This is a genomic window from Labilibaculum sp., from assembly GCF_963664555.1.
Taxonomy (GTDB): domain Bacteria; phylum Bacteroidota; class Bacteroidia; order Bacteroidales; family Marinifilaceae; genus Labilibaculum.
This window is the reverse complement of record NZ_OY761461.1, coordinates 2,849,052-2,873,701: the sequence shown is the minus strand read 5'-3', so window position 1 is coordinate 2,873,701 and position 24,650 is coordinate 2,849,052. Positions and strand designations below refer to the sequence as shown.

Annotated in this window: 20 protein-coding genes; 4 read left to right on the top strand and 16 right to left on the bottom strand. The window is 36.9% G+C overall.

Annotated features, from left to right (window positions below):
• Nucleotides 1-670: 670 nt before the first annotated feature.
• The 12 genes from ACKU4N_RS11480 to ACKU4N_RS11425 form a co-directional block, all read right to left on the bottom strand.
• Nucleotides 671-1,882 carry a TonB family protein gene (locus tag ACKU4N_RS11480; protein WP_321316462.1) on the bottom strand — a complete coding sequence of 404 codons (1,212 nt, stop codon included), beginning with the start codon at nt 1,880-1,882 and terminating at the stop codon, nt 671-673.
• 296 nt (nt 1,883-2,178) lie between these two features.
• On the bottom strand, nt 2,179-2,637 hold the full coding sequence (locus ACKU4N_RS11475) for a hypothetical protein (protein ID WP_321316461.1): 459 nt from the start codon (nt 2,635-2,637) through the stop codon (nt 2,179-2,181).
• A 62-nt stretch (nt 2,638-2,699) separates the two neighbouring features.
• The gene (locus tag ACKU4N_RS11470) at nt 2,700-2,993 is read right to left on the bottom strand and encodes a hypothetical protein (RefSeq protein WP_321316460.1); all 294 of its coding nucleotides are present in this window, start codon (nt 2,991-2,993) and stop codon (nt 2,700-2,702) included.
• Nucleotides 2,994-3,086: 93 nt separating this feature from the next.
• The gene (gene istB / locus ACKU4N_RS11465; protein ID WP_321316459.1) at nt 3,087-3,806 is read right to left on the bottom strand and encodes an IS21-like element helper ATPase IstB; all 720 of its coding nucleotides are present in this window, start codon (nt 3,804-3,806) and stop codon (nt 3,087-3,089) included.
• A complete protein-coding gene (gene istA / locus ACKU4N_RS11460) occupies nt 3,793-5,373 on the bottom strand; it encodes an IS21 family transposase (RefSeq protein WP_321316458.1) in 1,581 nt (526 codons plus the stop codon). Before istA ends, istB begins: the two co-directional genes overlap by 14 nt.
• Before the next feature lie 190 nt (nt 5,374-5,563).
• On the bottom strand, nt 5,564-5,998 hold the full coding sequence (locus tag ACKU4N_RS11455; RefSeq protein WP_321316457.1) for a hypothetical protein: 435 nt from the start codon (nt 5,996-5,998) through the stop codon (nt 5,564-5,566).
• A 231-nt stretch (nt 5,999-6,229) separates the two neighbouring features.
• Entirely contained in the window at nt 6,230-7,171 is a 942-nt protein-coding gene (locus tag ACKU4N_RS11450) for a protein NO VEIN domain-containing protein (RefSeq protein WP_321316456.1), read from the bottom strand.
• On the bottom strand, nt 7,143-9,101 hold the full coding sequence (locus ACKU4N_RS11445) for a DEAD/DEAH box helicase (RefSeq protein WP_321316455.1): 1,959 nt from the start codon (nt 9,099-9,101) through the stop codon (nt 7,143-7,145). Before ACKU4N_RS11445 ends, ACKU4N_RS11450 begins: the two co-directional genes overlap by 29 nt.
• 5 nt (nt 9,102-9,106) lie before the next feature.
• Nucleotides 9,107-10,390 (bottom strand): ParB N-terminal domain-containing protein, encoded by a 1,284-nt coding sequence (locus ACKU4N_RS11440; RefSeq protein WP_321316454.1) that lies wholly within the window; start codon nt 10,388-10,390, stop codon nt 9,107-9,109.
• 1 nt (nt 10,391) lies between these two features.
• Nucleotides 10,392-11,291 carry a DpnII family type II restriction endonuclease gene (locus ACKU4N_RS11435; protein WP_321316453.1) on the bottom strand — a complete coding sequence of 300 codons (900 nt, stop codon included), beginning with the start codon at nt 11,289-11,291 and terminating at the stop codon, nt 10,392-10,394.
• 4 nt (nt 11,292-11,295) lie between these two features.
• Nucleotides 11,296-12,642 carry a DNA (cytosine-5-)-methyltransferase gene (gene dcm / locus ACKU4N_RS11430; protein ID WP_321316452.1) on the bottom strand — a complete coding sequence of 449 codons (1,347 nt, stop codon included), beginning with the start codon at nt 12,640-12,642 and terminating at the stop codon, nt 11,296-11,298.
• Nucleotides 12,643-12,644: 2 nt separating this feature from the next.
• A complete protein-coding gene (locus ACKU4N_RS11425) occupies nt 12,645-12,839 on the bottom strand; it encodes a helix-turn-helix transcriptional regulator (protein ID WP_321316451.1) in 195 nt (64 codons plus the stop codon).
• A 1,306-nt stretch (nt 12,840-14,145) separates the two neighbouring features.
• Here ACKU4N_RS11425 and ACKU4N_RS11420 point away from each other — a divergent pair.
• Complete coding sequence (locus ACKU4N_RS11420) at nt 14,146-14,778, top strand: hypothetical protein (RefSeq protein WP_321316450.1); 633 nt, start codon at nt 14,146-14,148, stop codon at nt 14,776-14,778.
• 521 nt (nt 14,779-15,299) lie between these two features.
• Nucleotides 15,300-15,665 (top strand): group I truncated hemoglobin, encoded by a 366-nt coding sequence (locus ACKU4N_RS11415; RefSeq protein WP_321316449.1) that lies wholly within the window; start codon nt 15,300-15,302, stop codon nt 15,663-15,665.
• Nucleotides 15,666-15,788: 123 nt separating this feature from the next.
• Here ACKU4N_RS11415 and ACKU4N_RS11410 read toward each other — a convergent pair whose 3' ends face one another.
• On the bottom strand, nt 15,789-16,124 hold the full coding sequence (locus ACKU4N_RS11410) for a hypothetical protein (RefSeq protein ID WP_321316448.1): 336 nt from the start codon (nt 16,122-16,124) through the stop codon (nt 15,789-15,791).
• A gap of 294 nt (nt 16,125-16,418) precedes the next feature.
• On the opposite strand from ACKU4N_RS11410, the gene purT reads away from it, so the two are divergent.
• Nucleotides 16,419-17,588: a formate-dependent phosphoribosylglycinamide formyltransferase gene (gene purT / locus ACKU4N_RS11405; protein WP_321316447.1), complete on the top strand. Its 1,170-nt coding sequence runs from the start codon at nt 16,419-16,421 to the stop codon at nt 17,586-17,588.
• Nucleotides 17,589-18,123: 535 nt separating this feature from the next.
• Here purT and ACKU4N_RS11400 read toward each other — a convergent pair.
• From ACKU4N_RS11400 to pflB, 3 genes are all read right to left on the bottom strand, one after another.
• The gene (locus tag ACKU4N_RS11400; RefSeq protein WP_321316446.1) at nt 18,124-18,972 is read right to left on the bottom strand and encodes a formate/nitrite transporter family protein; all 849 of its coding nucleotides are present in this window, start codon (nt 18,970-18,972) and stop codon (nt 18,124-18,126) included.
• 59 nt (nt 18,973-19,031) lie between these two features.
• A complete protein-coding gene (gene pflA, locus ACKU4N_RS11395; RefSeq protein WP_321316445.1) occupies nt 19,032-19,757 on the bottom strand; it encodes a pyruvate formate-lyase-activating protein in 726 nt (241 codons plus the stop codon).
• Between the two features lie 111 nt (nt 19,758-19,868).
• Nucleotides 19,869-22,094 carry a formate C-acetyltransferase gene (pflB, locus tag ACKU4N_RS11390; RefSeq protein ID WP_321316444.1) on the bottom strand — a complete coding sequence of 742 codons (2,226 nt, stop codon included), beginning with the start codon at nt 22,092-22,094 and terminating at the stop codon, nt 19,869-19,871.
• 461 nt (nt 22,095-22,555) lie between these two features.
• On the opposite strand from pflB, the gene ACKU4N_RS11385 reads away from it, so the two are divergent.
• Complete coding sequence (locus ACKU4N_RS11385) at nt 22,556-24,502, top strand: histidine kinase (RefSeq protein WP_321316443.1); 1,947 nt, start codon at nt 22,556-22,558, stop codon at nt 24,500-24,502.
• Nucleotides 24,503-24,650: the final 148 nt, after the last annotated feature.

Genomic DNA, 24,650 nt, shown 5'->3' with positions numbered 1-24,650 from the left:
ATAGTCGCACCAATCCAATAGGGGCGTTAGCCCTGTAATCTTCTCTAATTGTACCATTCAAATAAATAGTTAGGCTTGCAATTCACGTCGAATTTTTTCTCCTGTATGTTTTCAATTCTGGCCTGCATATGTTTATTATTTGTTTTTTTAGTAGGCAAAAGCTTTAATCTGTTTGTTGTATTTAGAAGTCTTTCTTATAATTAATATTCCTAGAATAAATGAGGCGATAACAATTGCAGCAAAAATAAGGATGCATACAATTGCAAGAATTGTATCGAATAGGTCTCCGGCTCGGTCAGCTCCCGGTTTAAAAAAGTCACCGAGAATAAAGCCGATCATAGCCAAACCCGTTAAAGGATTGAACTGAATTAAGGTCCAAATGCCTACAAAATAGTTCTACTTTATGTGTTTTGGGCTAAGAGCGATGTAGGCCGGCATTAAGGTGATCAGCCCATAAAGCAGGAACAGGAAGTTGTGGGTCAGAAATACGAGTAAAAAAATCTCAAGCATTCCTAAACCAATAAAAAACCAATTGATTCTTTTTAAACTCTTTAGTGTATTTTCTGTTGCAACCATCATTAATCTGTGTGTGCTTATTGTTTTGTATTTTATTAGAATTCTTACCGGTATTACGGTTTAATTTTATTAGCCATTACATCACTAATCACAATTACATGAAATCAAAATTAATTGGAACTGTAAAACTTGTTGTTACAGGAATTTTTGATCTAAATCCAGGAGCCCAAAGGGGAGATGATTTAATCACGTTTAACGATTCTTGATCCAGCAGGGGATGAACTGATTGATCTATTTTAACATCTGCGATTTCACCTTCGGTATTAATAATGAAGCTTACATATACTTTACCTTTTATTCCATTGCTAATGCAAGGATCAGGATATCTTACGACTCTGGAAATAAAATTTTGAAAAAGTTTTTGATCATTGCCTTCAAATTTTGGCATATCCTCTATAATTAGAAATCTTTCGTTATGGTTCAATGTTAAATCTTCTGTAGAATCTATTTTTAATTTTTGACTTAATTCATATTGTTTTGAATGATCTAATACTCCGGCTGAATTATAAAAATTCCATTTCCCAATCATATTCCCATTCTGATACTGCCCTTCAAAAATTCTAGTCCCGCTGTAATTATATCCAATAAACTGACCGTGTAAAAGTGAGTCTTTAACATTACGAACAAGAAGAATTTGTTTTTTATCTGTGTTGGATTTAATCGATCTTAAAACGCCGTTTCCATCTTTTAATTGACCTGAATAATTAGAAGCATCACTTTCCATGTCCAAAGAAATAGGAGTGTCTTTATAATAGTTCAGCTTAGAAATAATTTCGCCTTCCTCAGAATACCTAACATTCTCTCCATGAATCAGTCCATCCTCATAATGAATTATTTCTTTCAGTTCTCCATTTTGAAAATAGCACATTTCAACACCATTCTTTTTTCCCATGTGGTAGTTCAATTCGGAAGCGATTGTCCCATCTTCATAGTATCCAATTTGTTTTCCATCCAACAAACCATTGAAATATTTAAGAACTGATATTATTGTTTTATTTTGAGAATAGATCCACTCTCCATCTTTCTTATTGTTTTTATAATTGCCTGTAATGATTAGTTTTGGACTTGGTGTGTAGATCCATTTGCCAATTTTATTGTTATTATGATATTGGCCTCTTATTTGAACTTTGCCTTTGTATTTGAAGAGATATCTTCCATCTTTTATTTTGTTTTGATCTCCCTGAATAAAATATTCTTCGGATGTTTTCGCTTTGCTGTTAACATCCAGAACCTCTGTATATTCTGTTTGACCCAATAGTTGTAATGTGGTAAGACTAAGAATAAATCCCAATAATATTGATTTCATTTGTTTTGTATTTTAAAAATATTATTCACTTACCATATGTATCGTAATTAACGATATTGGCAGCGATCATATTATTTTTATTTATTCCCCTCAAGCTATTCTTGCCGGACAAGAGGCTTTTCCTTTGTTGCCGCACGATTTTACTCTGTGCTTACAACATCACCACAATCACTTCATTCAAAATTCCTTATTCACTCTAAATCCATTCTAGTACGCTGACCTAAACAGTAAATACTAACCTTTATACAAACCACACGATACAATCGTGCGGGCAATGTCATTAAGTTAAGCCTTTTTCACAATGCATTTCTTTGATTTTTAGTCACCTTGGGAACTGCTCTATTTCTGTATTTATCTTTGTGTCTTTCAAACTTTCTATTCGGTCTTATTGGAATCAAATGATTTCGAAAAATATCTTTCAACTCAGAAAAAACTAGATCAATATCCTTATTTGAAAGTAGTAACTCTACAATACGATCTTTCAAAAATCCATAAGATAAATTGGTATTTACTTTATATTTATACTGAGTCGTCTGGTTTTCTTGCAGTTCTTCATTTAATTCAGCTACCATAAGAGTTTGAGTATTTGAAATAAATAATGCTGCATAAAAATCCTGTTGGATACATTGATCCGAATAACCCGAAAAGAGTTCCACTTTTATTTTGTTTTTCAATTCATCGTAGTAGATTTCAACTCCCCAACGCTTTAAGTATAAATCCTTAAAGATTCCTGTAGGGTAGGTTTTACTGCTCAATAAAGTAGTTATTAGTATTTCTGTTGTTCCATCAGGGAGATCTACCCTAATTAGTCTAACTTTTATGGAGTCATTTTTGAATAATTCTTATTTTTCAGCGACACATTCTTGCCTGGTTTCATGTCAATTACCTTAGAATATTTACCACTTTCAAGGAAATCTTTGGTAGCGCCACTAAAACTAACTTTCACCCGGATTAAACAATCTATCTTTACTTGTAAATGCTCATAAATCAAGTCAAAAGAAGGATATCCACGATCGTAAATTACCAGATCTTTACTTGTTGCATGCGCTAAATGCTCTATTGCCAATGACTTTTCTCCTGTTGCTAAAGGAGCTATTTTTCCATCAATCACATAATTGCATATTCCGGTGATGCTGACCCCTTGTCCGGGTGATACTGACCCCTCACAGAATTGAGGTTCAATGAACTTGATGGTCTGACAATATTACCGTTTTTTTCTTAAACTTTCTCCTTTTAATTCGATTCGGTATGAGGTGTGTACCAGACGGTCCAGAATTGCATCGGCTATGGTTTCCTCTCCAATGATGTCGAACCAGCTGGCCACGGGCAATTGACTGGCGATAATAGTGGAGGCTTTTCCATGCCTGTCTTCGATCATCTCCATCAGATCCAACTGTTGCTGTTGTTCCAAATGAGAGAGCCCAAAATCATCGAGTATTAGCAGATCCATTTTGGCCACCTTTTCAAAGAACTTGTAAATGGTTCCTTCGATGCGGGCTACTTTGGTTTTCTGCAACAGCTTTTGCGTGTTGTAGTAGGCAACTTTAAAGCCCTGCACACACGCCTGATGACCAAGTGCCGAAGCTAAAAAGCTTTTTCCGCAACCAGTCGATCCTGTGATTAGTACGGATTCACCACGCGACAGGTAATCGCCTGTCGCCAAGCTTGTAATCAGAGTTTTATCTACTCCTCTGGCAGCCTCCATCTTAAGTTCTTCGATAGATGCCTGATAACGAAAACGGGCATTCTTTTCCAGTCGCTCGAAGCGCTTTTGCTCTCTTTCCTGCTGTTCGGCCTGAAGTAGTATTTCAAGTCCTTCACTCAGGGAGAGTTCGTGGTGCCTTCTGGTTTCCTGCAGAGCCATCCAGGTTCGATTCATTCCATGCAGTCGTAATTGTTTAAATTGGGTTTCAATTTGCATCATAGCTATTCAATTTAAGTGTGGATTGTGAGTAATAGGTTTTTCCGCGGATATTCCGGTGCTCGGGTAAAGCCGGTTTATTTATCTGATCTATCATGTCTGAGGTTTTGTTATTGATCACATTAAGCAGGAATCTGTACGAACAGATCTCGTATTTCAAGGCCACCTTACAGGCTTTCCTGAAGTTTTCCGGATTGGTTTTTCTATGCAGGTTCAAGAGTCCGTCACAGGTCCGGTACAGCTGTTCGGGATGCTTATTCTGCTTAAAGACCATACTGATTAACTCATGGAGTTCAGGACAGCCTGTCTGAGCTTTTCGAAGATAGTACCCGGGACTTCGGTCCAGGTAATGGTTGTGGGCGGAACACAAGTGTTCCCGGTCGGTACTGTAGGTTCCCTTACCGTAGCTTCGTATGTGCACAGCGACCTGTTTGCCTTTGGCATAAATGTAAACCATGGAGCGGGTGTAAATGACCTTTACCTTCACTCCAATGTAGGCGAATGGCACACTATAGTAGTGTTTGTCTTCACTCAGGTAGACGTGATTATTCTTGGCTGCCTTAAGTGTCCGGTAGTATTTTAGCTCGAAAGGCTGTTCCGGTAAGCTGCTGAGCAGATGCTTCTCATCGGCGAGAAAACGCTCTTCACGGCAGTAAGGCTTCTGCTGCATACGGGTCTGGTTGTGTTCGCGGTTCTTCTGGCCGATGGCCTGATTCAGGTCTTTCAGACTAAAAAACTGCAGGTTCCGTATTTTTGCATAAATCCTTGTGTAGATCAGCCGAACCTGGTTCTCAACAAGTGCCTTGTCCTTTGGTTTGCGTGCCCGTGTAGGAATCACAGTGGTGCCGTAATGGTTGGCAAAATCCTCCATTGCCCGGTTAACATCGGGTTCATACCTGCTGGCTTTTACGATGGCCGCCTTCAGGTTATCCGGTACCAGTACCTGAGGGACTCCTCCAAAGTATTCCAGACTACATCCCAGAGCGTATAAAAAATCACCAACACTTTGACTCTTTACAGCCATGGCAAAACTATAGTCTGAATAAGGCAAGCAGGCCACAAAGACCTGACAGTGGATCACCTCTCCGGTCTGCACATCCACGTAGTTCAGTTTCTTTCCGGCAAAGTCGATAAAAAGCTTCTCGCCCGCCTGGTGCTGCAGTACCATTGATGGTTTGGAAGCAATCAAATGTTGTGACAGGTGATGGCAGAACTGAGTATGGCTGTAGCCTTGTGCATAATCCATACGGTACTCTTCCCACAATAGCTTTCTGGTAACTCCGGTACGTTTCAGTTCACGGGTAAAGTAATTCAGTTTTCCCTTAAAATGCTCAAAGCGTTCGTCCTTATAGGCTGGATTACCGGGATGAAACCTGGCTTCCAATACGGGATCATCCAGCAACAACAGGCTGTCAACATCCGTTTTCAATCGGGATAGTTTATCCAGGTACGCCTTCACGGTATTCTTGCTTACACCCAGATCCCTGGCTATGGTTTTCTTTGGGCTTCCTTGCTGATGCAAGCGCAGTAATTGTTTGATCTGACTCATAGGTTTTGGTTTTCCAGCCATCTGCATTCGTTTTAGTGGTCATCTACTTTCTGCCACTAAAGAACCAAAACCTGTGTTATTTTGAAAAGAGGGGTCAACATGATCCGGATTTTTGTTGATCGCTTTTCAGCTAAGGGGTCAGTATCCGCCGGATTGTCACTCTTTTTGACTTCTCCCTACGCAGGAAAAACCTTGTTTCCCGATCCGGATTTCAGGGGGTCAACATGATCCGGAATATCCAATAATTGTTTAGTACATCATAAAGAACAGATAGACGGCCTTGAACAACACTTGTTGTTGATTGATTTTTTGTTGCTCCATATATTCCTCTGAGCTCTTTAGTGTCGGGTAATGTAATTCTTGATCCATCAACAGCTAACAATCGAAAGCCTTTCCAAAGTTTTACTGATTCATCGTTATCGGTATAAAATTCATGGGTTAGAACCTGTGATAGTTCTTTAAATACGAGAGGATTAATTTTCTTTCGACACTGTACGAATGCACTTTTTGAAAATGATTTAACTTTGATATTCTTAACAAAGTTAAAAATCTCTAGGGCAAGGCTTTTTCGTAAAAAATTCATCATGAAAAGTAATGTGATTGAGAAGGTTAAAACTCTATCTCTAGTGAAATCTTTTTCATTCATTCGGAACTTAAACTTTAATTGTTCTGAAAATAAATGTTCTCGTATTTTTTCTACAATAAATCTAGTTGTTTTTTTTCATCATAATAACTCTCTGAATACTATATAAATATAGCAAAAAAATAGCACACATCCTTGTCATTTGTGCTGTATTTCAAGCACTTACACCCTTAACTTAATGACATTGATCGTGCGGGAGCGGGGGTATGGGTGCGAAGAGCCGGCATATTTAAATCAGATAATTTTTTTAAACAAGTATGATTGGGGCTTAGAAATCCATTCTTGATTATTATCAAAATATGAAACTGGGTCACATATTATCATAGGAGTATAACCACAATCAGAAATTTTGTTTATATCAATTAAATAGAGACAGTAATTTTTAGACTTTATTTTTGCAACTTGAATTTCATTTGCTGACCAATAAAAATGAGGCTTTCCATTATATGATTTCACTTCAATAAAACGGTCAATTGTATTTGAATTTATATCATTAAATGAAACAATATCATAACCCGCTGTTACATCTAAAATCGATATTCGTTTTATTTTTGATATATCTTTCTTTGTGTTGAGTCTTCTTTTCTCATAGTTAAGAACAAATAACTCACCTTTTTCACCTTGTATCCGCTGCTCTTCAAGCTTTTTCAATAACGATTCTGCCGTAAACTTTAGCTTTCGTGAATTTTGCTTCGCTAATAAATCAGATAGCAGTTCATTAATGTAGTAATTACCACCTGTACACTTCTCTAAAATTTCAAGTGCTATTAATAAATTCCTGTAGCAAGCATATTTATAACTTATATTATGACGAGGTAAAACATATTTATCAATTTCAGCTTCGTATTTAATATCGTCTAGTGAAACTATATCTTCTTCAATTATAAAATCTAAGAGTATTCTAGAAAACCAAGCATGGTAGCTATTAACATCTATAGAATTATCCTTGCTAATATTGCGCAAAAAAATCCCGTCACCATTAAATTTAACTAATTCTAATTGCTCAAATAGTAAAATCGCATAGTCAACATTTAGGTTTAATTTACCTTTGTAATGGAGTCTTAACTCTGTTAAAGAGTGAATAGAAGTAACGCCCTGCAACAAATTACTCCAAACAAAATATAGACCGTCTAAATCAGCTATCTCACTACAAGCTTCTATTTTTTCGTTTAACATAGTCTAATATTATTGCTTTAATATCTTCATTACCTTCATCACCAATATTATCAAATAATGGAATTGGTGATGATTCAATAAGTGCAAGCATTCTTTCTTCTTTTATTTTTAAACGAATATCAATTACTTCATCAACAGTGTTTTTTGAAAGCAAGTAATAATAGTTTGTTATTGCATCTTCAGGTAAACCATATCTATGAATTCTATCTTTGGATTGAATAAAGTGAGCACAATTGAAAGAGCGTTCTATATAGATAGCATTATGACAAACTTTATGTAAGGATATTGATTCGGCAACTGCAAAAGGATTAGCAATAATAACATTATAACTACACATTGGGTTATGAAACTCACTTATAATTGCTTCTCTAGTAAATTCGTAATTTTCATCCTCTGGAGTCATCCCATCTGTTGCAACGGGAGTTACTCCATATAAAGTGCGACTTTCTATCCCAATTGAATTAAGATAACTCTTTAATAATTCAATTGTTTTTATGAATATTGCCCAAATAACAACTTTACCATTTTCTTTAATTATTTGATTAATTATATCAGCACACTTTATAAACTTGGCGGGAGTTTCATCAGAGTAGTATCTCATGACATCCTGCATTATCAAAGAATCTTCCTTCTCTATAGTAGTAAAATCATCACCATTTTCTTCGGCAAACCTATTCAATGATTCCCTAAGCAAAGCTGGATTTGATGCAACTTGTTGCAACCTTATCAGTTTTGCTTTAACTAAAGATGAGTGCAAGCTTGCATTAGTATTATTCACTTCATCAACAAAGCGCTGTTCAATAAAATCATACACTCTTTGTTGAGATTCACTCATTGGTATTAAAATAGGTGCATTTTCTATAGGCTTTGGTATATTTAAGTCTTGTTTTTTGATTCTAATGTAGTAAGGGTCAATATTGTTCATCAAGTGATTAACTCTACTGTCATCCATAGAATTACTCATATCACGTAGTTGCCCAACATTGTATTTTGTTACATTCCTTTTAGGCCAGATAAAATTGAAGAGATTATATAAATCTTCGTAGCCATTAGGGACAGGTGTACCTGTAAGAATAACTCTAGATGAACAAAAATTAGCAAGTTCTAAAATTGATGTTGATATAACTCCTCCACTTGTATTTTTGATTTTATGAGCTTCATCTAATACAACCATTACTTTGTGATTTGATAGAAAATATTGTATTGACTCTTTTATTGATACTACTGAAGCATAGCTTATCAATATAAGTTCTGAAGTTTCTCCATAGAAGTATTGTTTCTTATCTTCAGCTGAAAGAGACCCATTTATCCGTTTGCAATTTGCTTTCCTACCAAAACATTCTTCAAATTCAAGTTCCCAAGGGCCAAAGGCACTAAGAGGGCCTATAATAACAATTTTGTCAACATGCTTTGAATTATCTGATGATAAATTACTTAAATAGGTATAAGCACCATAAACAATACTTGTTTTGCCTGCACCTGGTACAGAAAAATTACAACCACTTTGAGAAAATGCTAAATGATATGCTGATAATAACTGAAGAGGATACAACCTTCGTTCAGTCATATTTTGGGTTAAAATGGTTGTGAAAATTTCAAAATCCTCTTTAATACAATTGTTGGCTTTTATATCATTCGCTTTATTACTAAATTCTTCAAACAGCTGCTCTTTTTCTCGAAAAAGTTTAATGTCTGAGTTAATTTGAGTGTCATAATTTACATCTGCATCAATATACTTTGCAGCAAGACTTAATAACTCCGCAACTCGCTCTATTGAGTCCGTAGAATTTATAATAATACTATCATCTTTAACTTCATATGAAAGCTTGGTGCGCAAAAGCATTTTAGACCGCCTATTGCGGAGGAGTTCAGAAACAGCTCCTGTTACCAAATATTTAGATTTATCATTTACAGATATATTTAGTTGCATGATAACTAGTTTAATACTTTATTAATTTCCTCAGTAAGCTTCTTTAGAAAATTTAATTTTTCTATTAAAGCCAACTTGTTGGGAGCTTTTCCTATTGTATTTAAGTCTATCTCAGAAAGAGCATTTGCCGCCTTTTTAAGCAACGCTTCAGGTTTATCTTTGGCTTTTTTGTTGTCAATAGTATTCTTACTATCACTAAAGGTCTCCATTAGACCTTCACCCATTTCCTGTTTCCACTTATTATCACGCTGATTAAGTAACCTTGAAATATCCTGTTCACTTCCAGCTTTTTTAATTACAGAATCAATATCCTCTTCTTCATAATTTTGAATTAGTTCATTATAACTTTTTGAAAAATTAAGCCATGTTTTTTCATCATTCAGAAAGTTGTTATTAGCAGTGGAAGCAATTGCTCTAAAATCAAAATCACCTTTCTCTTCAAGTCGAATAAAATCAAAGCTAATATTTCTTAAATCGATTTCTACTTCATCGAGTAAATTTTCTGGAAGCCATTTGATTTTACCACTTTGCACCTTTTTTATTGCAGAATTTAGCTTCAAGAAATCATCTTCACAGCCTCTAGGTAAACGTGTATATAACCCATCGTAACCATATGTGCTTAAGTATTCATCTATCAACTCCATTACCTCTAGGTTAATACTAACTTCTTTAACAGAGCTAAAACCCATGTATTCTGCAATTTGCTCTAATGCGAACCGTTTTTCTTTCATGTCACGAGCATGAAGATATTTTTCAATTGGATTATAGTCTACTTTGCTATCTGCCCCCATCTGAAAGGATGTTTCTAACCTTAGAATTTCCCTTTCATCAGCATCTTCTGGAAGAATCCTGGCCAAAAAATAAGAGCATTTATCTTTAGTATTCTGGTCATATTTTGGATTTTTTGATATTTCTCTGAGTAATGAAGCCCTTCGATTACCATCAACAATAATACCATCCATTGTAATAATCCCAGGCTCTAACTGCCCATTTTTTGCTAAATCTTCAATTGTTTTCTTGTTACGTTGTTCATTTGAATTATATAAAAATTGAGCAATTTTGTTGGAATCATTTTCATTATCAACATTTAAACCTCCGTGTTCTCTTTTATAAGATTTAACCAAACTGCTAATGCGACCATTTTCAACATTGTAAGCAAGAAAATCAATTGGAATTTTATAAACATCAAATTCTCGAATTTCTCCTTGATATATAAGTTTTGTACCTGTAGCTACAGGAGTACCTCCTTTTATCTCTTTTATTTTAATTTTTCTTTCTTGTGAGTTCATATTAGTCTAGATTAAAGAATTCTCTTATTATACTGTTTAGTTTACCTATTGTTTTTAGATTTAAAAAGTAGTCACAATCTCTATAAATCTTTTGAAAATCAGAATTACGAGCAATCCAACCGGCACCATCCAGAATGTTTAAAACCCTGGTATTAGGATAGGCTTGAGAATCTTGAACTATAGGTTGAATTATTTTTTTGTAATATTCAGTTTGTTTCGAGCTTGTTGTAAGATAAAAACTTGAGTTTACTATTATATGTTTGTTATTTAATGAAATTGTATTTAGCTGTTTGTTAGTGAAGTTCGGTATATCTATGCAACTATAGTTTAGCCCATATTCATCTGCAATTTGTCTAATTTTTACATTAAGTTTATTCACATATAAATCATGATATCGTAGATTATATGCCGTAGTAATTTTATCTTTAACTAGACTTCTGATATAATCATCATTTTTTAGCCTTTCAATAGTATTGTTATCAATTCGAAAATCATGTAAAATAAATTTCGGAATTATTGCAGAGAATTTTGAACTAACATAGCCAGAAGAAAAAAGCTCACAATATTCTTCCATCAAACTCGGTTTAGAAACTAATTCAGAACGTAATTTCTTAGTTGACCACTCTGATTCAAAAGTATAACCTTTTGTTAATCTAATCCATGAAACTACTCTTTTAAACTTTTCGACACTTATTCCTAAGAGAGTAATTATTTTATCAATTGAATCATTATCACTCTTTATAAATGATTTAAGCCCATGCTGAGTACCTATATCTGAAAGGGTTTCCTTTAAAATTTTTATCTCTGAATTAAGGTAATTTTCATAATAGGCTTCAATTTTACTGTCACATAAAAACATTGTAGTTGTTTTAAGAGCCTCTTTATATGCTAACTTTTCCATATGATTATTTGAAAATTTTTGTTAGTAGTCTTAATGCAACATCTTTTACAACTGGTACGCACACAGAATTACCTAATAAATCATATCCAAACCTTATTGATTTATTGTTATTCTGAAATTCTTCAAGAGTGTACGATTCTGGATATCCAAATAAACCTAAGCCTTCTTGAAGGGACAGATGTCTCAACCCTTCACCATCAATAACACCAATCGCGTTCATATCCATAGCCACCATTGTTGGTGCCTTGCTATCAGAATCTAATATATGGCTAATAGGGAATGATAACTTTCCTGTAACTATATTGTAACCCTTGGGTAATGTTACATCTGCGATTCTTTCAGAATAAGAGTTTCCATCCACCTCAGTAATTACTTTCCTTTTTGGATGTTCTAGAACGAGGTATTTCTTTGCAACAAGGTCATCGAGTATAGATTGTAAGTCTGTATGAGGAAAGAAGGTTTCTATTTGTTCTTTTGTAAGTGGCATTCCATCCATCCAATCAATTCCAATCTCTTTTGCCCAAGCCTTTCGTCTACGTTGTTTGAAAAGTAAATCTAAAAGCTCTTTTTGATTAGACGATACTGAACCTTTATATTCAAAATCCCAACTATGTATATTCAGCTTCCCACCTCTTTTATCCTTCAAGAATTTACCATTCAAATCTTTCGGCTTATAATGGCTTAACAGCTTTTGTGTAAATTCATTGTTTAGAGTTGACTGGTTATAAATTAAATGGTCTTTAACAACTGATTTTGGTTTAGGAATAAAATTCATATCGATTTTACCATATTTCTTTTTACACCCAACTATAAATACTCGTTTACGAGTTTGTGCAACTCCAAAATCAGACGAATCTAGCATAGCATATTCAACATTGAAACCTAGCTTATTTTCTAGAATATTAAAAATTACTGTTAGTGTTCTACCAATTTTATCAGTACGTTTTTCTTTATCATGTACAATTAAACCTTCTACGTTCTCAAGAATAAAACCATCAACATTTTTAAAATGGAATGCTAATATGCGTTCTATTTCAAAGAAAAGAGTTCCTCTAGTATCTGTAAATCCCCTTTGCTTGCCAGCATAACTAAAAGCTTGACAAGGAAAGCCTCCTAGTAAAATATTAAATGATGGTATTTCTTTGGCATCAACCTTTGTTATGTCTTTAGGGGTTATGTTTTCATTCGGAAAATTAATATTTAGAGCTTTAATAGCACTTTCCTTAATTTCGGAAGTAAAAACACATTTAGTTGTAAGACCTAACTCACTAGCAGCCTGCTGCATTCCAAGCCTTATTCCTCCAAGTCCTGCAAATAAATCAATAAATTTAATATCTATTTTATCTTCCATTATTATTTTTTAGTTGAGACAATTAAGTCTTTTATATCGACATCCAAAATTTTAGCAATTTCGGTAAAAATTTCAAGTCGGGGTTGTTGTCGGTTTTGCACGTATGCATTTACCATGTTATAACTTTTACCCAACTTGTCAGCTAACCAAGTCTGCTTTATACCTTTCTCCTCAAGTACTTCTTTTATTCTATTCATTTTTGAAATACATTTTTCAGTCAGCTAAAATAATCATTTTGATTTAACATCTCATTTTTTAAGATATAATCTATCAGTATATTGGTGTATTGCGTCGGTAAAATTGTACTCTTTGGTTTGAGCATCGGCCCGTGTGGCTTGCCAATGTGTGCAATGTGCGCAGGCTTCCCCAACTGTCCCGAAGGGCAGAAGCGGGCGGGCAAAAACTATTTTTTTTCATGTACCAAGCAATAAACAATGAGCTAATATTTTCAATTCGTTTTTTCAAATTATATAACCTGGTTTCAATGTTTATTTCGGTCTTTTTCACTTGCACGCTACTTCTAAATAAAGTCCTTGGCTTTATTTCGTTTGCATCTGCACTTACTCCTCCAAACAGCAACACAAGTTTGTAATTATTTATCGTTACTAGAAACCGAATGTAGCCATCTTATTTTAATTGTAACAGGAAATCATAAAAAATAATAGGCTTACACTTATTTTATTTGCTGAGAGTAGGGGGGGAAAAAACAGCGAGCCAATTTCTTAAAGTGAATGATTGGTTTCAATCAATACTTTTAGCAGAAGAAAATATCAAATACCACTCAGAAACCAGCTTTTGCGTTTTAATCTGGCTCTCAGAAAACTTTCAAATGGCATTTTACAATTTCCAAAATGCATATTGGGATTTTCAAAATGCGTGTTGCGATTTTTCCGAGACCAAAACAGACAGTATTTTGCTCATTTGAAACACCAAAAAGACCCAAATCAACTTGAAAAATGCCCCGGAAAAATTCCAACAGGTCTCAGGAAAATTCCAACACGTCTCAGAAAAATTGCTGGATGGCACAATTTGTCCGTAAAAACACTTACAGGCATTATTTTTATAAAATGAATAAATACTTCTGATTGCTTTTGAAAACGGGTATTTTAAATTAAATATTGTTTACAAGTTGTTTTACAAAACAAATTAAAAGTGGCGAAACGTCATTTTTTCACAATTTCGCCAGGAATTGGAATAATGATCTGTCTATCAGTCTGTAATGAATAGGATTGGGAACAATGATTTTTTGTATGTCGCCCTGTTTAGGTTTTTTTAAACTTAACCATATATTCTCTGACATTTTGATATATAGAAAAACGCTCAAAAATCACTAATTGTCGCTTTATCAGAACAATAAAATTTGATCCTGCAGCCCCAGTATTTTTGCGATGTTAAGTCCGTTGAGAAAAAAAATATCAAAAAAAAAGCATTTTTATAAAATAATCTTTCCTAGCTTTAATACAGGGTCCTGAAGAATATGTTTAATCAATAAAAATTAATAAGATGGCACAGATAGTCATAAAAAAAGATTTTATAGAATACAATGAGACTGGTTTTGCCCGAAAGAGAGACAATTTTTTGGATAAGGCGCCACAATTGGTTACCGATGGACTTTTGCCCAAAGAACCAACTGATTCTATTATACAAGAGCTTCAGGCGGATAAAACCCGCTGCGACCAGAAAAATGCAGATCAGAAAGTAGCCCGTGATTCCCGGACTATTTATGCTGCAGGCCATAGTTCTGTTGAAAAATCATTGCGGGAGTACAAAAAAATCATTGACCTAACATCAGGCATTACTCCTGAATTAAAACTGGAATTGGGTTTGGTGAACGAAAACAAGGTAGAGTCGACCACCAACAAGAAACCGGATCTGAAAGGAAAAGAAGTGGGGGGTATTGCTCACCTTAGTTTTACTAAATCCCCTATGGATGGCATTATGCTGTACGGCAAAATAAACGATGGGAATTACGATTTTCAGACCAGTGTAAAAGGATCGGATTTTGAAGATACCCGTCCGCGGGTGAATCCAAAACTTACCGAGGTTAGGGAATACTATGCCTACTATATGTACGCGGGTAAAAAGGTGGGCAAGCAATCGGAGATCATTCGGGTGGTTCTTAATCCAATAGAGTAAGCATGACAAATAGTTTCCGGAACAATATTGTCCTAATTAATTTTAACAATTGGGCTTTCCGCCCAAACCCGACATCATTTCTTGTCTTGAAACAAGAAACGAAGCAAAGAAATTCAAGGCATCTTTTTTAAAAAACTTCCTTATTTAATTCAAACCTAAGTGCGTACGGGCGATCTTCGAACAAGTTCTCAGCTTCCCGGTCTTACTAAAGGTTTGAACTAAAACGAAAGCTCTTTAAAAAAGATGCCAATCAAATACCTAACTTAAATTGTACCCCTTAAGATTATTACGAGCTGTAAGTTTTTATAAAAGAAGTAATTAATACTTATTCTCAAAAAACGTTTAGGACGCAATTGTTTCCGGAACCATTTTAAAAGCCAAATTGATTCAGTATGCTTTTCCTTGTGTCTGCAGGCTGCAATTCGTGAGCGGATCTGGTATTATAAATAAGATCCTTGTATTGACTTTGGCGGGTGGAAAGCTTAACTTCTTGTTTATTTACTATAAAAGGAGGAAAGAAGATGAGCGGAACACTTTACGAACGGTTAGGCGGAAAAGAGGGAATTGCCAAAATTGCCAATGATGTTGTTGATTTGCATTTGCTTAATCCGGCAATTTCTGTCAGGTTTAAAAATGCGAAAGCAGATGTGAAAGCGATGAAAAACGGGGCTGCAACTTTTTTGATGGCAGGCACGGGTGGTCCGGATTTGTACAAAGGTGCCGATATGCGGACAACACACAAGGGAATGAATGTCAGCGAAAAGGAGTTTGTTGAGGTTATGGCCGACGTGATGAAAGCTATGGATATGAGTAATACCGGTCAGCGCGAAAAGGAAGAAGTACTCTTTGTTCTTTTTAGCATGAGAGAGGAAATTGTTGCTGTATAGATTATTTCTGAAGTAAAGAAAGAGGGTGTTCAAAAAGTAATTGTTTCATATTAAAATGAAATTTTACTTTTTGAACACCTTTTTTTATGGAGAAAATAAGCAGTAAGAGAGTTTGTCCGGATCTTAATTTCGAATGCGGTCAATCAATTTCCGCATCTCGGACATGGTATTTATTTTCGACTTTTTATTTATTGTTTTTTGTTCAGTGGGTTTTTTAGGTAAAGAGATCCGCTGCATTTTAGGCTTTAGGTTTTTTGCTTGTTGTGCCTCTCTTTTTTGTACAATTAATTCCAATTTCTTTAATTGTTTTATTCTTTTTTCTTCTTTTTCCTTTGCAATCCGTTCGGCTCTAAAATTGTAATAATCCTGTATAACTTCTTCGGCATCTTGCTGCAGGTGATTTGGTTTTGCAGCAAGAAAGTTGAAAAACTCTGTAAGGGTACTGTGCTCTTTGCTCATAAAGTTTTGTTTATTTGGGGATGAAATAAGAAATTTATTTATTTTTTTGTTTGATGCATTTAAACATTAATTTTTGATACTGTTTTGTTTACCAATTCGAATGTAGTCATTTTTCTGCAATTTAACTTGTACCTGCCGGCATTAAAATGCCTCTGAAGATTGAAAAATCGATCTGTTGTATCCGGTTTTAGAAAAATAGAATGTAATTTTACGGCTCTGATGCTATTTTAATACAAATCAGTATTAAATACTTTACAACCATTAATAATCCATTTATAAACCGGAAGTGATTTTATGTTGAAAAAAATTTTACTGTTGGGCTCGGGAGAGCTGGGAAAGGAATTTGTGATTGCCGCACAACGTCTGGGACAAAATGTAGTTGCAGTTGATAGTTACTCGGGAGCTCCGGCCATGCAGGTTGCAGATGCATCCGAAGTGATTAATATGTTGGATGGCGATGCCCTTGATGCAGTGGTGGCCAGGCATCAGCCGGATTTGATTGTGCCGGAGATTGAAGCGATTCGTACCGAACGGTTTTACGCGTACGAGAAACAAGGCATTCAGGTGGTGCCGAGTGCAAAAGCAGCCAATTTTACCATGGACCGAAGGGCAATCCGCGATCTGGCGGCAAAGGACCTGGGGATCAGAACTGCCAAATATTTGTATGCAGGCTCGTTGGAGGAGATGTATGCTGTGGTGGAAGAGGTGGGAATGCCCTGCGTGGTGAAACCACTGATGTCGTCGTCGGGAAAAGGGCAGTCGGTAATCAAATGTGAAGCTGATATTGAAAAGGCCTGGAACATTGCCGGCTCTAAAGGCCGTGGTGATTCAGGTGATGTAATTGTGGAAGCTTTTGTGAAATTTACTTCGGAGATTACCTTGCTGACAGTAACACAAAAGAATGGACCAACCTTATTTTGCCCGCCGATAGGTCATGTTCAGGAACGTGGCGATTATCAGCAAAGCTGGCAGCCGGCAGTAATTTCTGATGCAGATGTAAAAGCGGCTCAGGATATGGCCGGGAAAGTAACCAGGGAACTGGGAGGAGCTGGTCTTTGGGGAGTTGAGTTCTTTATTTGCGAAGATGGAGTTGTTTTTTCCGAATTATCGCCCCGTCCGCACGATACAGGAATGGTAACACTGGCAGGCACACAAAATTTCAGTGAATTCGAACTGCACTGCCGTGCCGTACTGGGTTTGCCTATTCCGGAAATCAGCTTGGAAAGAGTGGGAGCGAGTGCCGTTATTTTGGCCGGTATGGAAGGATCTCATCCTTATTTTGAAGGATTGGAGAAAGCGGCAGTTTATCCGAAATCAGATTTTCGTTTGTTTGGCAAGCCAACCAGCCGCGAATACCGCCGCATGGGAGTGACATTGGCATACAATTCTATCGGTACAGATGTTTTTACCTGCGTAGATCAGGCCAAAGAAATGGCTGCTTTAATTTCGGTGAAGAATAAGTAAGAAAGAAGGGTCTTGAAGAGTCTGGAAGGGTCTTGAAGAGTCTTGAAGAGTCAAATGGTCGAATGGTCAAAAGTCTTGAAGGGTCTTGAAAAGTCAAATAGTCCAACAGTCCAACAGTCGAAAGGCTGAAAGTCTATAAAATAAAAGAGGATGTTCATTGGTTTGAACATCCTCTTTTTCTCAATATGGTATTTAATTACTAATCAGCTGTAATCCTGAACAAAGTGAAGGATCTTTTCAGTAAACAGATCCCTCGATACTTCGGGATGACATAGAACTTGCAAATGAAGGGTATTGAAAAGTCTTAAAAATAGAATAGGATGTTCATGGGTTTGAACATCTTATCTTTTATTCTGATTGGATAAAGGTTACGGTACGCTGTACCTTATCTCAATATTATATTTAATTTTCTACAAATACTGCGGTGCTCTGCGCCTAAAAAATTAATTTTGTCCTAATTCCTAATTCCTAATTCCTAATTCCTAATTCCTAATTCCTAATTCCTAATTCCTAATTCCTAATTCCTAATTCCCAATTATTTCTCATCGTAAGCATACCAATAGGCAGTGCCAACAAACAATCCGCCGCCAACAATATTTCCGAGGGTTGCAGGTATCAGGTTTTTCACAATAAAATCCATCCAGGTAATGTCTGCACCATGAAAAATAGCAACAGGAATAAAAAACATATTGGCTACACAGTGTTCAAAACCCATTGCCACAAAAGCCATAACCGGAAACCAGATGCCGAGTATTTTACCGGTGATATCTTTGGCCGCATATGCCAGCCACATGGCCAATGCAACCATCCAGTTGCAGGCTATTCCTTTCAGAAAAGTTTTGTAAAATGGGTTGGACGTTTTCGCAACTGCAATATTTACTGCCGTATCAACCGACGGAGAATTTAGCAATGCACCGGTTAGGTACACCAAAAAGTAGGCAACGATTAAAGAGCCGATGAAGTTGCCGATGTAAACAATTCCCCAATTTTTTAAAGGGACTTTAAACGACATGCGTTTCGATAGCACAGAAGGGATAAAGTAAGCTGTATTTCCGGTAAAGAGTTCTGCTCCGGCAACGGCACAAAGAATTAAACCCAAAGGGAAAACCGCACCAAAAAAGAATTTCTGCAATCCGGGATTGGTCTGAGCCAATCCGGGCATGGCACCTCCCACAATTAAGGCAAGCAAACTGCCCATGGCAATGTATCCACCTGCAAGGATTGCCAAAACAAATACTTTATTGGCAGGCGTTTTTTGCTTTGCTTCTGCTGTATGATTTACAACCTGAACTGTTTCGGCAGGCGAATGGAATGCCTGCTGTGTTTTGGCAATTGGTTTATGGTTGAGCACCTCAATTACATCTTTGGTTTCTTGAAATGACATGTCTGTTCAATTAATAATGAATAATCAGCAATTAAAAAATTGGATTCAAATCCTAATTCCTAATTAATTATGACTTCAGTAAAATACTGAAGAAAGATATTCTTTGCTGCCTGCAGTTGTTCCAATGTGTTTTCCGGTACATCCTTTAGTTTGTATTCCATATTTAAGTGCTCATATTTGTGAACTCCCAATTTATGATAGGGCTGAATTTCCAGTTTTTCAATATTCCCGTAGTCCTGAAAATATTTTCCCATTTCGTGCAGATATTCAGGCTGATCGGAGTAGCCGGGAACCAGTACATAGCGCATCCACATTTTCACCTCTTTTTCGCGCAGGTATTTCGCAAACTTAAGAGTTGTATCGTTGCGTTTACCTGTAATTTTTTGATGCCAGTCAGCATTGATGTGCTTGATATCAAGCAAGACCAAGTCCGTATGCTGCAGCAATTCTTTCACATCATCGGTAAGCACATTTCCATTGCTGTCGATACAGGTGTTAAAACCTTCCTCTTTTAATTGTTTGAAAAGAATTTTCAGTTCTTTGGCCTGCCAAAGCGGTTCTCCGCCTGAAATGGTTACACCACCGGTTTTTCCAAAGAACGGACGTTGGCTGCGTGCCATTCTCATGATTTCTTCAAGTGGAGTCGGTGTTCCTCCTTCGAAAGTAATGGTGTCGGGATTGGCACAGTACAAACACTTAAAGGCGCATCCCTGAAGGAAAACGACCAATCGGATTCCGGGTCCGTCATAAGTACCTAATGATTCAAAAGAGTGAACGTTTAACATGATTTGCTTGTTTGGTTAGGAAACAAATGCCATAGTAAGCATCAGTACATTAAAACAGAGTCCGGAAACTCTCAAGGAGAGCTCCGGTACTCATTGTATCATTAAACGATCTTACATTTTTTCGAAGAAGCTGCGGGAGATCACCTCCAGTTGCTGCTCACGGGTTAAACGAACAAAGTTTACAGCATAACCCGAAACACGGATTGTTAACTGTGGATATTCTTCAGGATGCTCCATGGCATCTTCCAGCATCGCACGGTCCAGAACATTTACGTTTAAGTGATGAGCTCCTTTCATAAAGTAAGCATCCATCATGGTAACCAGATTGTCCTGACGGGTTTCTGCTGTTGCGCCCAATGATTTAGGAACAATAGAGAAGGTGTTCGAAATACCGTCCAAAGAATCTTCGTAGTTGATTTTAGCTACAGAATTCAATGAGGCAATCGCACCATGAGAATCACGTCCGTGCATTGGATTGGCACCTGGAGCAAAAGGCACACCTGCTGCTCTTCCATCAGGAGTAGCTCCCGTTTTCAATCCATAAACTACGTTCGAGGTAATGGTAAGGATTGACATGGTTGGTTCTGCATTCTTGTAGGTGTGCAGTTCTTTCAGTAAACTATTGAATAGATTTGGGATTTCAACAGCAAAACAATCTACTGCATCATTATCATTTCCATAGTATGGAAAATCGCCTTCAATTTTGAAATCGCAGGTCAAACCTTCTTCGTTACGAACAGCAGTTACTTTTGCATTTTTGATGGCAGATAATGAATCGGCAACAATCGAAAGACCGGCAATACCATAGGCCAGGTTGATTGCAGGATTGGTATCCACAAGAGCCATTTGGGCTTTCTCGTAGTAATACTTATCGTGCATGTAGTGGATGATGTTCATTGAATCGTTGTAAACACGGGCCATTTCCTTCATCGCAATCATGTAGTTGCTCATTACTTCGTCGAAATTCAATTCATCACTGCTCATGGCAGGAATGCCATTGATCAACTGAGTTCCTGTTTTTTCGCAGCGACCGCCGTTCAATGCCAAAAGAAGCGTTTTAGCCAGGTTACAACGTGCACCAAAGAACTGAATCTGTTTTCCAATTTCCTGATAAGAAACACAACAGGCAATACCATAATCATCCGATTTACGGGTATCACACATCAACTGGTCATTCTCGTACTGAATAGAAGAGGTGTCGATGGAAACCTGAGCACAGAATTTCTTGAATCCTTCCGGTAAGGTTTCAGACCAAAGAACGGTCATGTTTGGTTCCGGTGAAGCTCCAAGAGTATATAGTGTATTTAAGAAACGGAAAGAAGTCTTGGTTACTTTGGTTCTGCCGTCAATTGTGTTTCCACCGATTGATTCAGTTACCCAGGTAGGATCGCCGGCAAAAATCTCATCGTAAGCATTCATACGAAGGTGACGGACCATTCGTAATTTCATAACAAACTGATCCAGCATTTCCTGAGCAAATTCTTCGCTGATAAAACCGGCTTCTAAATCTCTGTTAATATAAGCATCCAAAAAAGTTGAAACGTTACCCAGCGACATTGCAGCACCATCCTGCTCTTTTACTGCGGCAAGGTATCCCATATAAACCCACTGAATAGCTTCCTGTGCAGTTTCAGCCGGACGATTCAATTCCAAACCGTATTTTTCACCCAGTTTTTTAATTTCGCCAAGGGCCTTTATTTGTTCGGCAACTTCTTCGCGAAGACGAATCAAATGATCAGTCATGGTTCCGGTTAAACCATTCAAATCTTCTTTTTTAGCTTCGATCAAACGATCAATACCATATAGCGCTACACGACGGTAATCACCGATAATACGGCCACGGGCATAGTTGTCCGGCAGTCCTGTAAGGAATCCTAATGAACGAAACTTACGGATTTCGTCGGTGTAAGCATCAAAAACACCATCGTTGTGGGTTTTTGCATAATTGCGGAAAATGTCCTTTACACGATCAGATACTTCAAGGCCTTGTTCGGTGCATGCTTTTTCAACTACAGCAATACCACCATAAGGTTTCATGGCTCTGCGAAGAAGTTCATCAGCCTGCAGGCCAACAATCAGCTCCAATGATTTATCGATATATCCAGCTCCGTGAGAAGCAATAGCCGATACCGTTTCGGTGTCGATTGAGCGGACTCCATTGTTGGCACGTTCTTCTTTAACTGCTTCTTTGCAGATATTCCAAAGTTTATTTGTGCGTTCTGTTGCTCCTGTTAAAAAGGAAGCATCTCCTGTATAAGAAGTTAAATTGTTGCTAACGAAATCTCTAACGTTAATCGTTTTTTGCCATTCACCGGCTTTGAATTGAACTCTCTTCATTCTGATAATGATTTTTTCAATGGTTGAATGGAACAATCATCAGTCTTGTAATGGTTTGAAAAAATCAAAGTTAATACTTGACCCTTGGTGTTTGTCCGCTTAAATTTTTTGTATTACAGCTTCTCTTATTTTGTACTTTTTGATCAGCAAAAGAAGAAGACTTAAAACTCTTTTTTGCTAACAGGGTGCAAAGGAACTCTTTTCTATTTTTACATGCAATACCTGGTAATAGTGAGATTTTTAGTGCAAACGATATTTCAAATGCAAAAGTTCTGGTAATGGATTACTTAGCTTGTGGATGAAAATATGTTGGGGAACATGTTATTTAGATGAATTATATGGAAGCAGGCAAAATTTAGATGAAATTAGTACGGTTTTACCAATTGCAGTTTTTTTTCCTGCTGCGATTTGGATACTACACTTTTGAACTGCTACATTTGTGCTTCACTTATTATTACAGGATGAAGTTTCGCAGCAAATCAATTGTACTGGTCGGGATAATTATTATTCTGAGTTTTGGAGGTGTCGCTTATTTAATAGGTGAGAAGATGGCCGTTACTGCCCGGAAAATGAGTACCGACTTTGCTGTTTCAAAAGCTCAGAACAGTTTCTTAATCGTTAAAAACGAATTGGATGGCAGTGTTCTGCGCACAGGTTTGATGGCCAACTCCCTGGCGGAGGCAATTGATTTTACCGGGCAGGATGAAAAGGTAATCGTAAAAACGCTTCAGTCTGAATTGAAAATCAGAAATGAATTAAATGCTTGCTGGTATTCACCGGTTGACAAAGATGATGCTTCAGGTCCGGGGAAATTGAAAGTGTATTTTAGGAAAAAGGGAAATGAAATTGCTAAGAGTGCACTTTTGGATAAACAGCTGGATTTAATCAAAAAGGTAATGATTCAGGGAAAAGAGATGATATCGGCTCCCTATTGGAGTCCTGATAATCGTTTGCTGGCAACAGTGCTGGTGCCTGTGATTAAGAACGAAAAGATGATCGGGGTTTTAGGAACAGATTTGGATTTGTATCACTTTCAGCAGCATTTTTATGGGAATGAATCCTTGGGAAGAGCTTATGTAACCATTATTTCAGAACAAGGTTATTGTATATCTCATCCCGATGAAAACCTAATTGGGAAGCGAATGGACACATTGGCGGAAGGCGCCCGGATTTATGAAGTTCTGGCTTCCGGGAGTAAATATCAGGAAGAGGTACATTCCGATTTTTTGCAGGTGCAGGTGATGAGGGTATATCAGCCCATCAAAATTGGTAATTTGGAAAAAAAATGGCTGGTAACTGTTAGTGTTCCTCTTTTTAATGTCCGTGAGTCTGTTCAGGAAATCCGCAATTCAACCTTTCTGATTGGTTTGGTGCTGGCGCTTTCACTGATGGTACTTCTTTACTTTTCGCAGCGCAGGTGGTTTCATGAATTTAGCAAGCGGCAAAGGGCCGAGAGAAAACACCGCAATGAGGTAAGTAAATTGTCTTCGATTATGGAGAGTACTGATCAAATCATGATTTTTTCAGTAGATAAAAATTACAGGTATACAAGTTTCAATAGTGTTCATAAATCAAACCTGGAGAAAAACGAAGGAGGGGGGATTCAGCTGGGAAGTAATTTATTGGATGCTTATTATGGTGATTTCCGCATTCAAATGAAAAAGTATTTGGACCGGGCATTAACAGGAGATCATTTTTTAGTGGAATTTCAAAGACATGGCATCGATTATCAGCAGATTTTTAATGCAATATCCGACGCAGAAGGGAAAGTTGTGGGTGTTTCCAGTTTCCGTTTTGATATTAGTGAAACCCTTGAACTTCGGCGCAAGGCCATCGAAGAGGAAGAAGAAAAAGTAAAAGCGCAGCTTAAGAATATAAAAAATCAGATCAATCCGCACTTCTTATTTAATTCTCTAAATTCCCTTTATGCCTTGGTAGAGGGAGAGCCAAAACTGGCCAGAAAGTTTATTTTGAGTCTGTCAAAGGTCTACCGTTATTTACTGGATAGTAACAACAGTAATCTGATCAGTTTAAAACAGGAGCTCGATTTTATTAAGCAGTATCTTTTCCTGCAGAAAATCCGCTTTGGGGATAATCTTCTTTTAGAATATGATATTAAAGACGAAGCATTAAACCGAAAGCTGCCGTCTGTCAGCATACAATCACTGGTGGAAAATGCGATCAAACACAATGTAATAACAAGTGAAAAACCGCTGACTGTTCGTATATCTGTTTCAGAGGAATACTATTTAATTGTTGAAAATCCGTACCAGCCCCGAACCGATATGAGTCACAGTCCGGGTACCGGATTAAAAACGCTCGAAGCTTTGTATGCTTTTTTGGGCGATAAACAACCTGTTTATGGTATTGAAAATGGGTTTTTCAGGGTAAAACTGCCTTTGTTTTAATCCCGGAAGCTTGTTTTTTTATTCGGCATAAAGGCTTCATACCGGTTTTTTTGTCATTCACTCCTTAATCTTTCCGGTTCACTCCCTTCTTTTTTCTTGCAGATCAAAATTAATTCATTTTTGTTTCGGATTATTGCTCAATGGAATT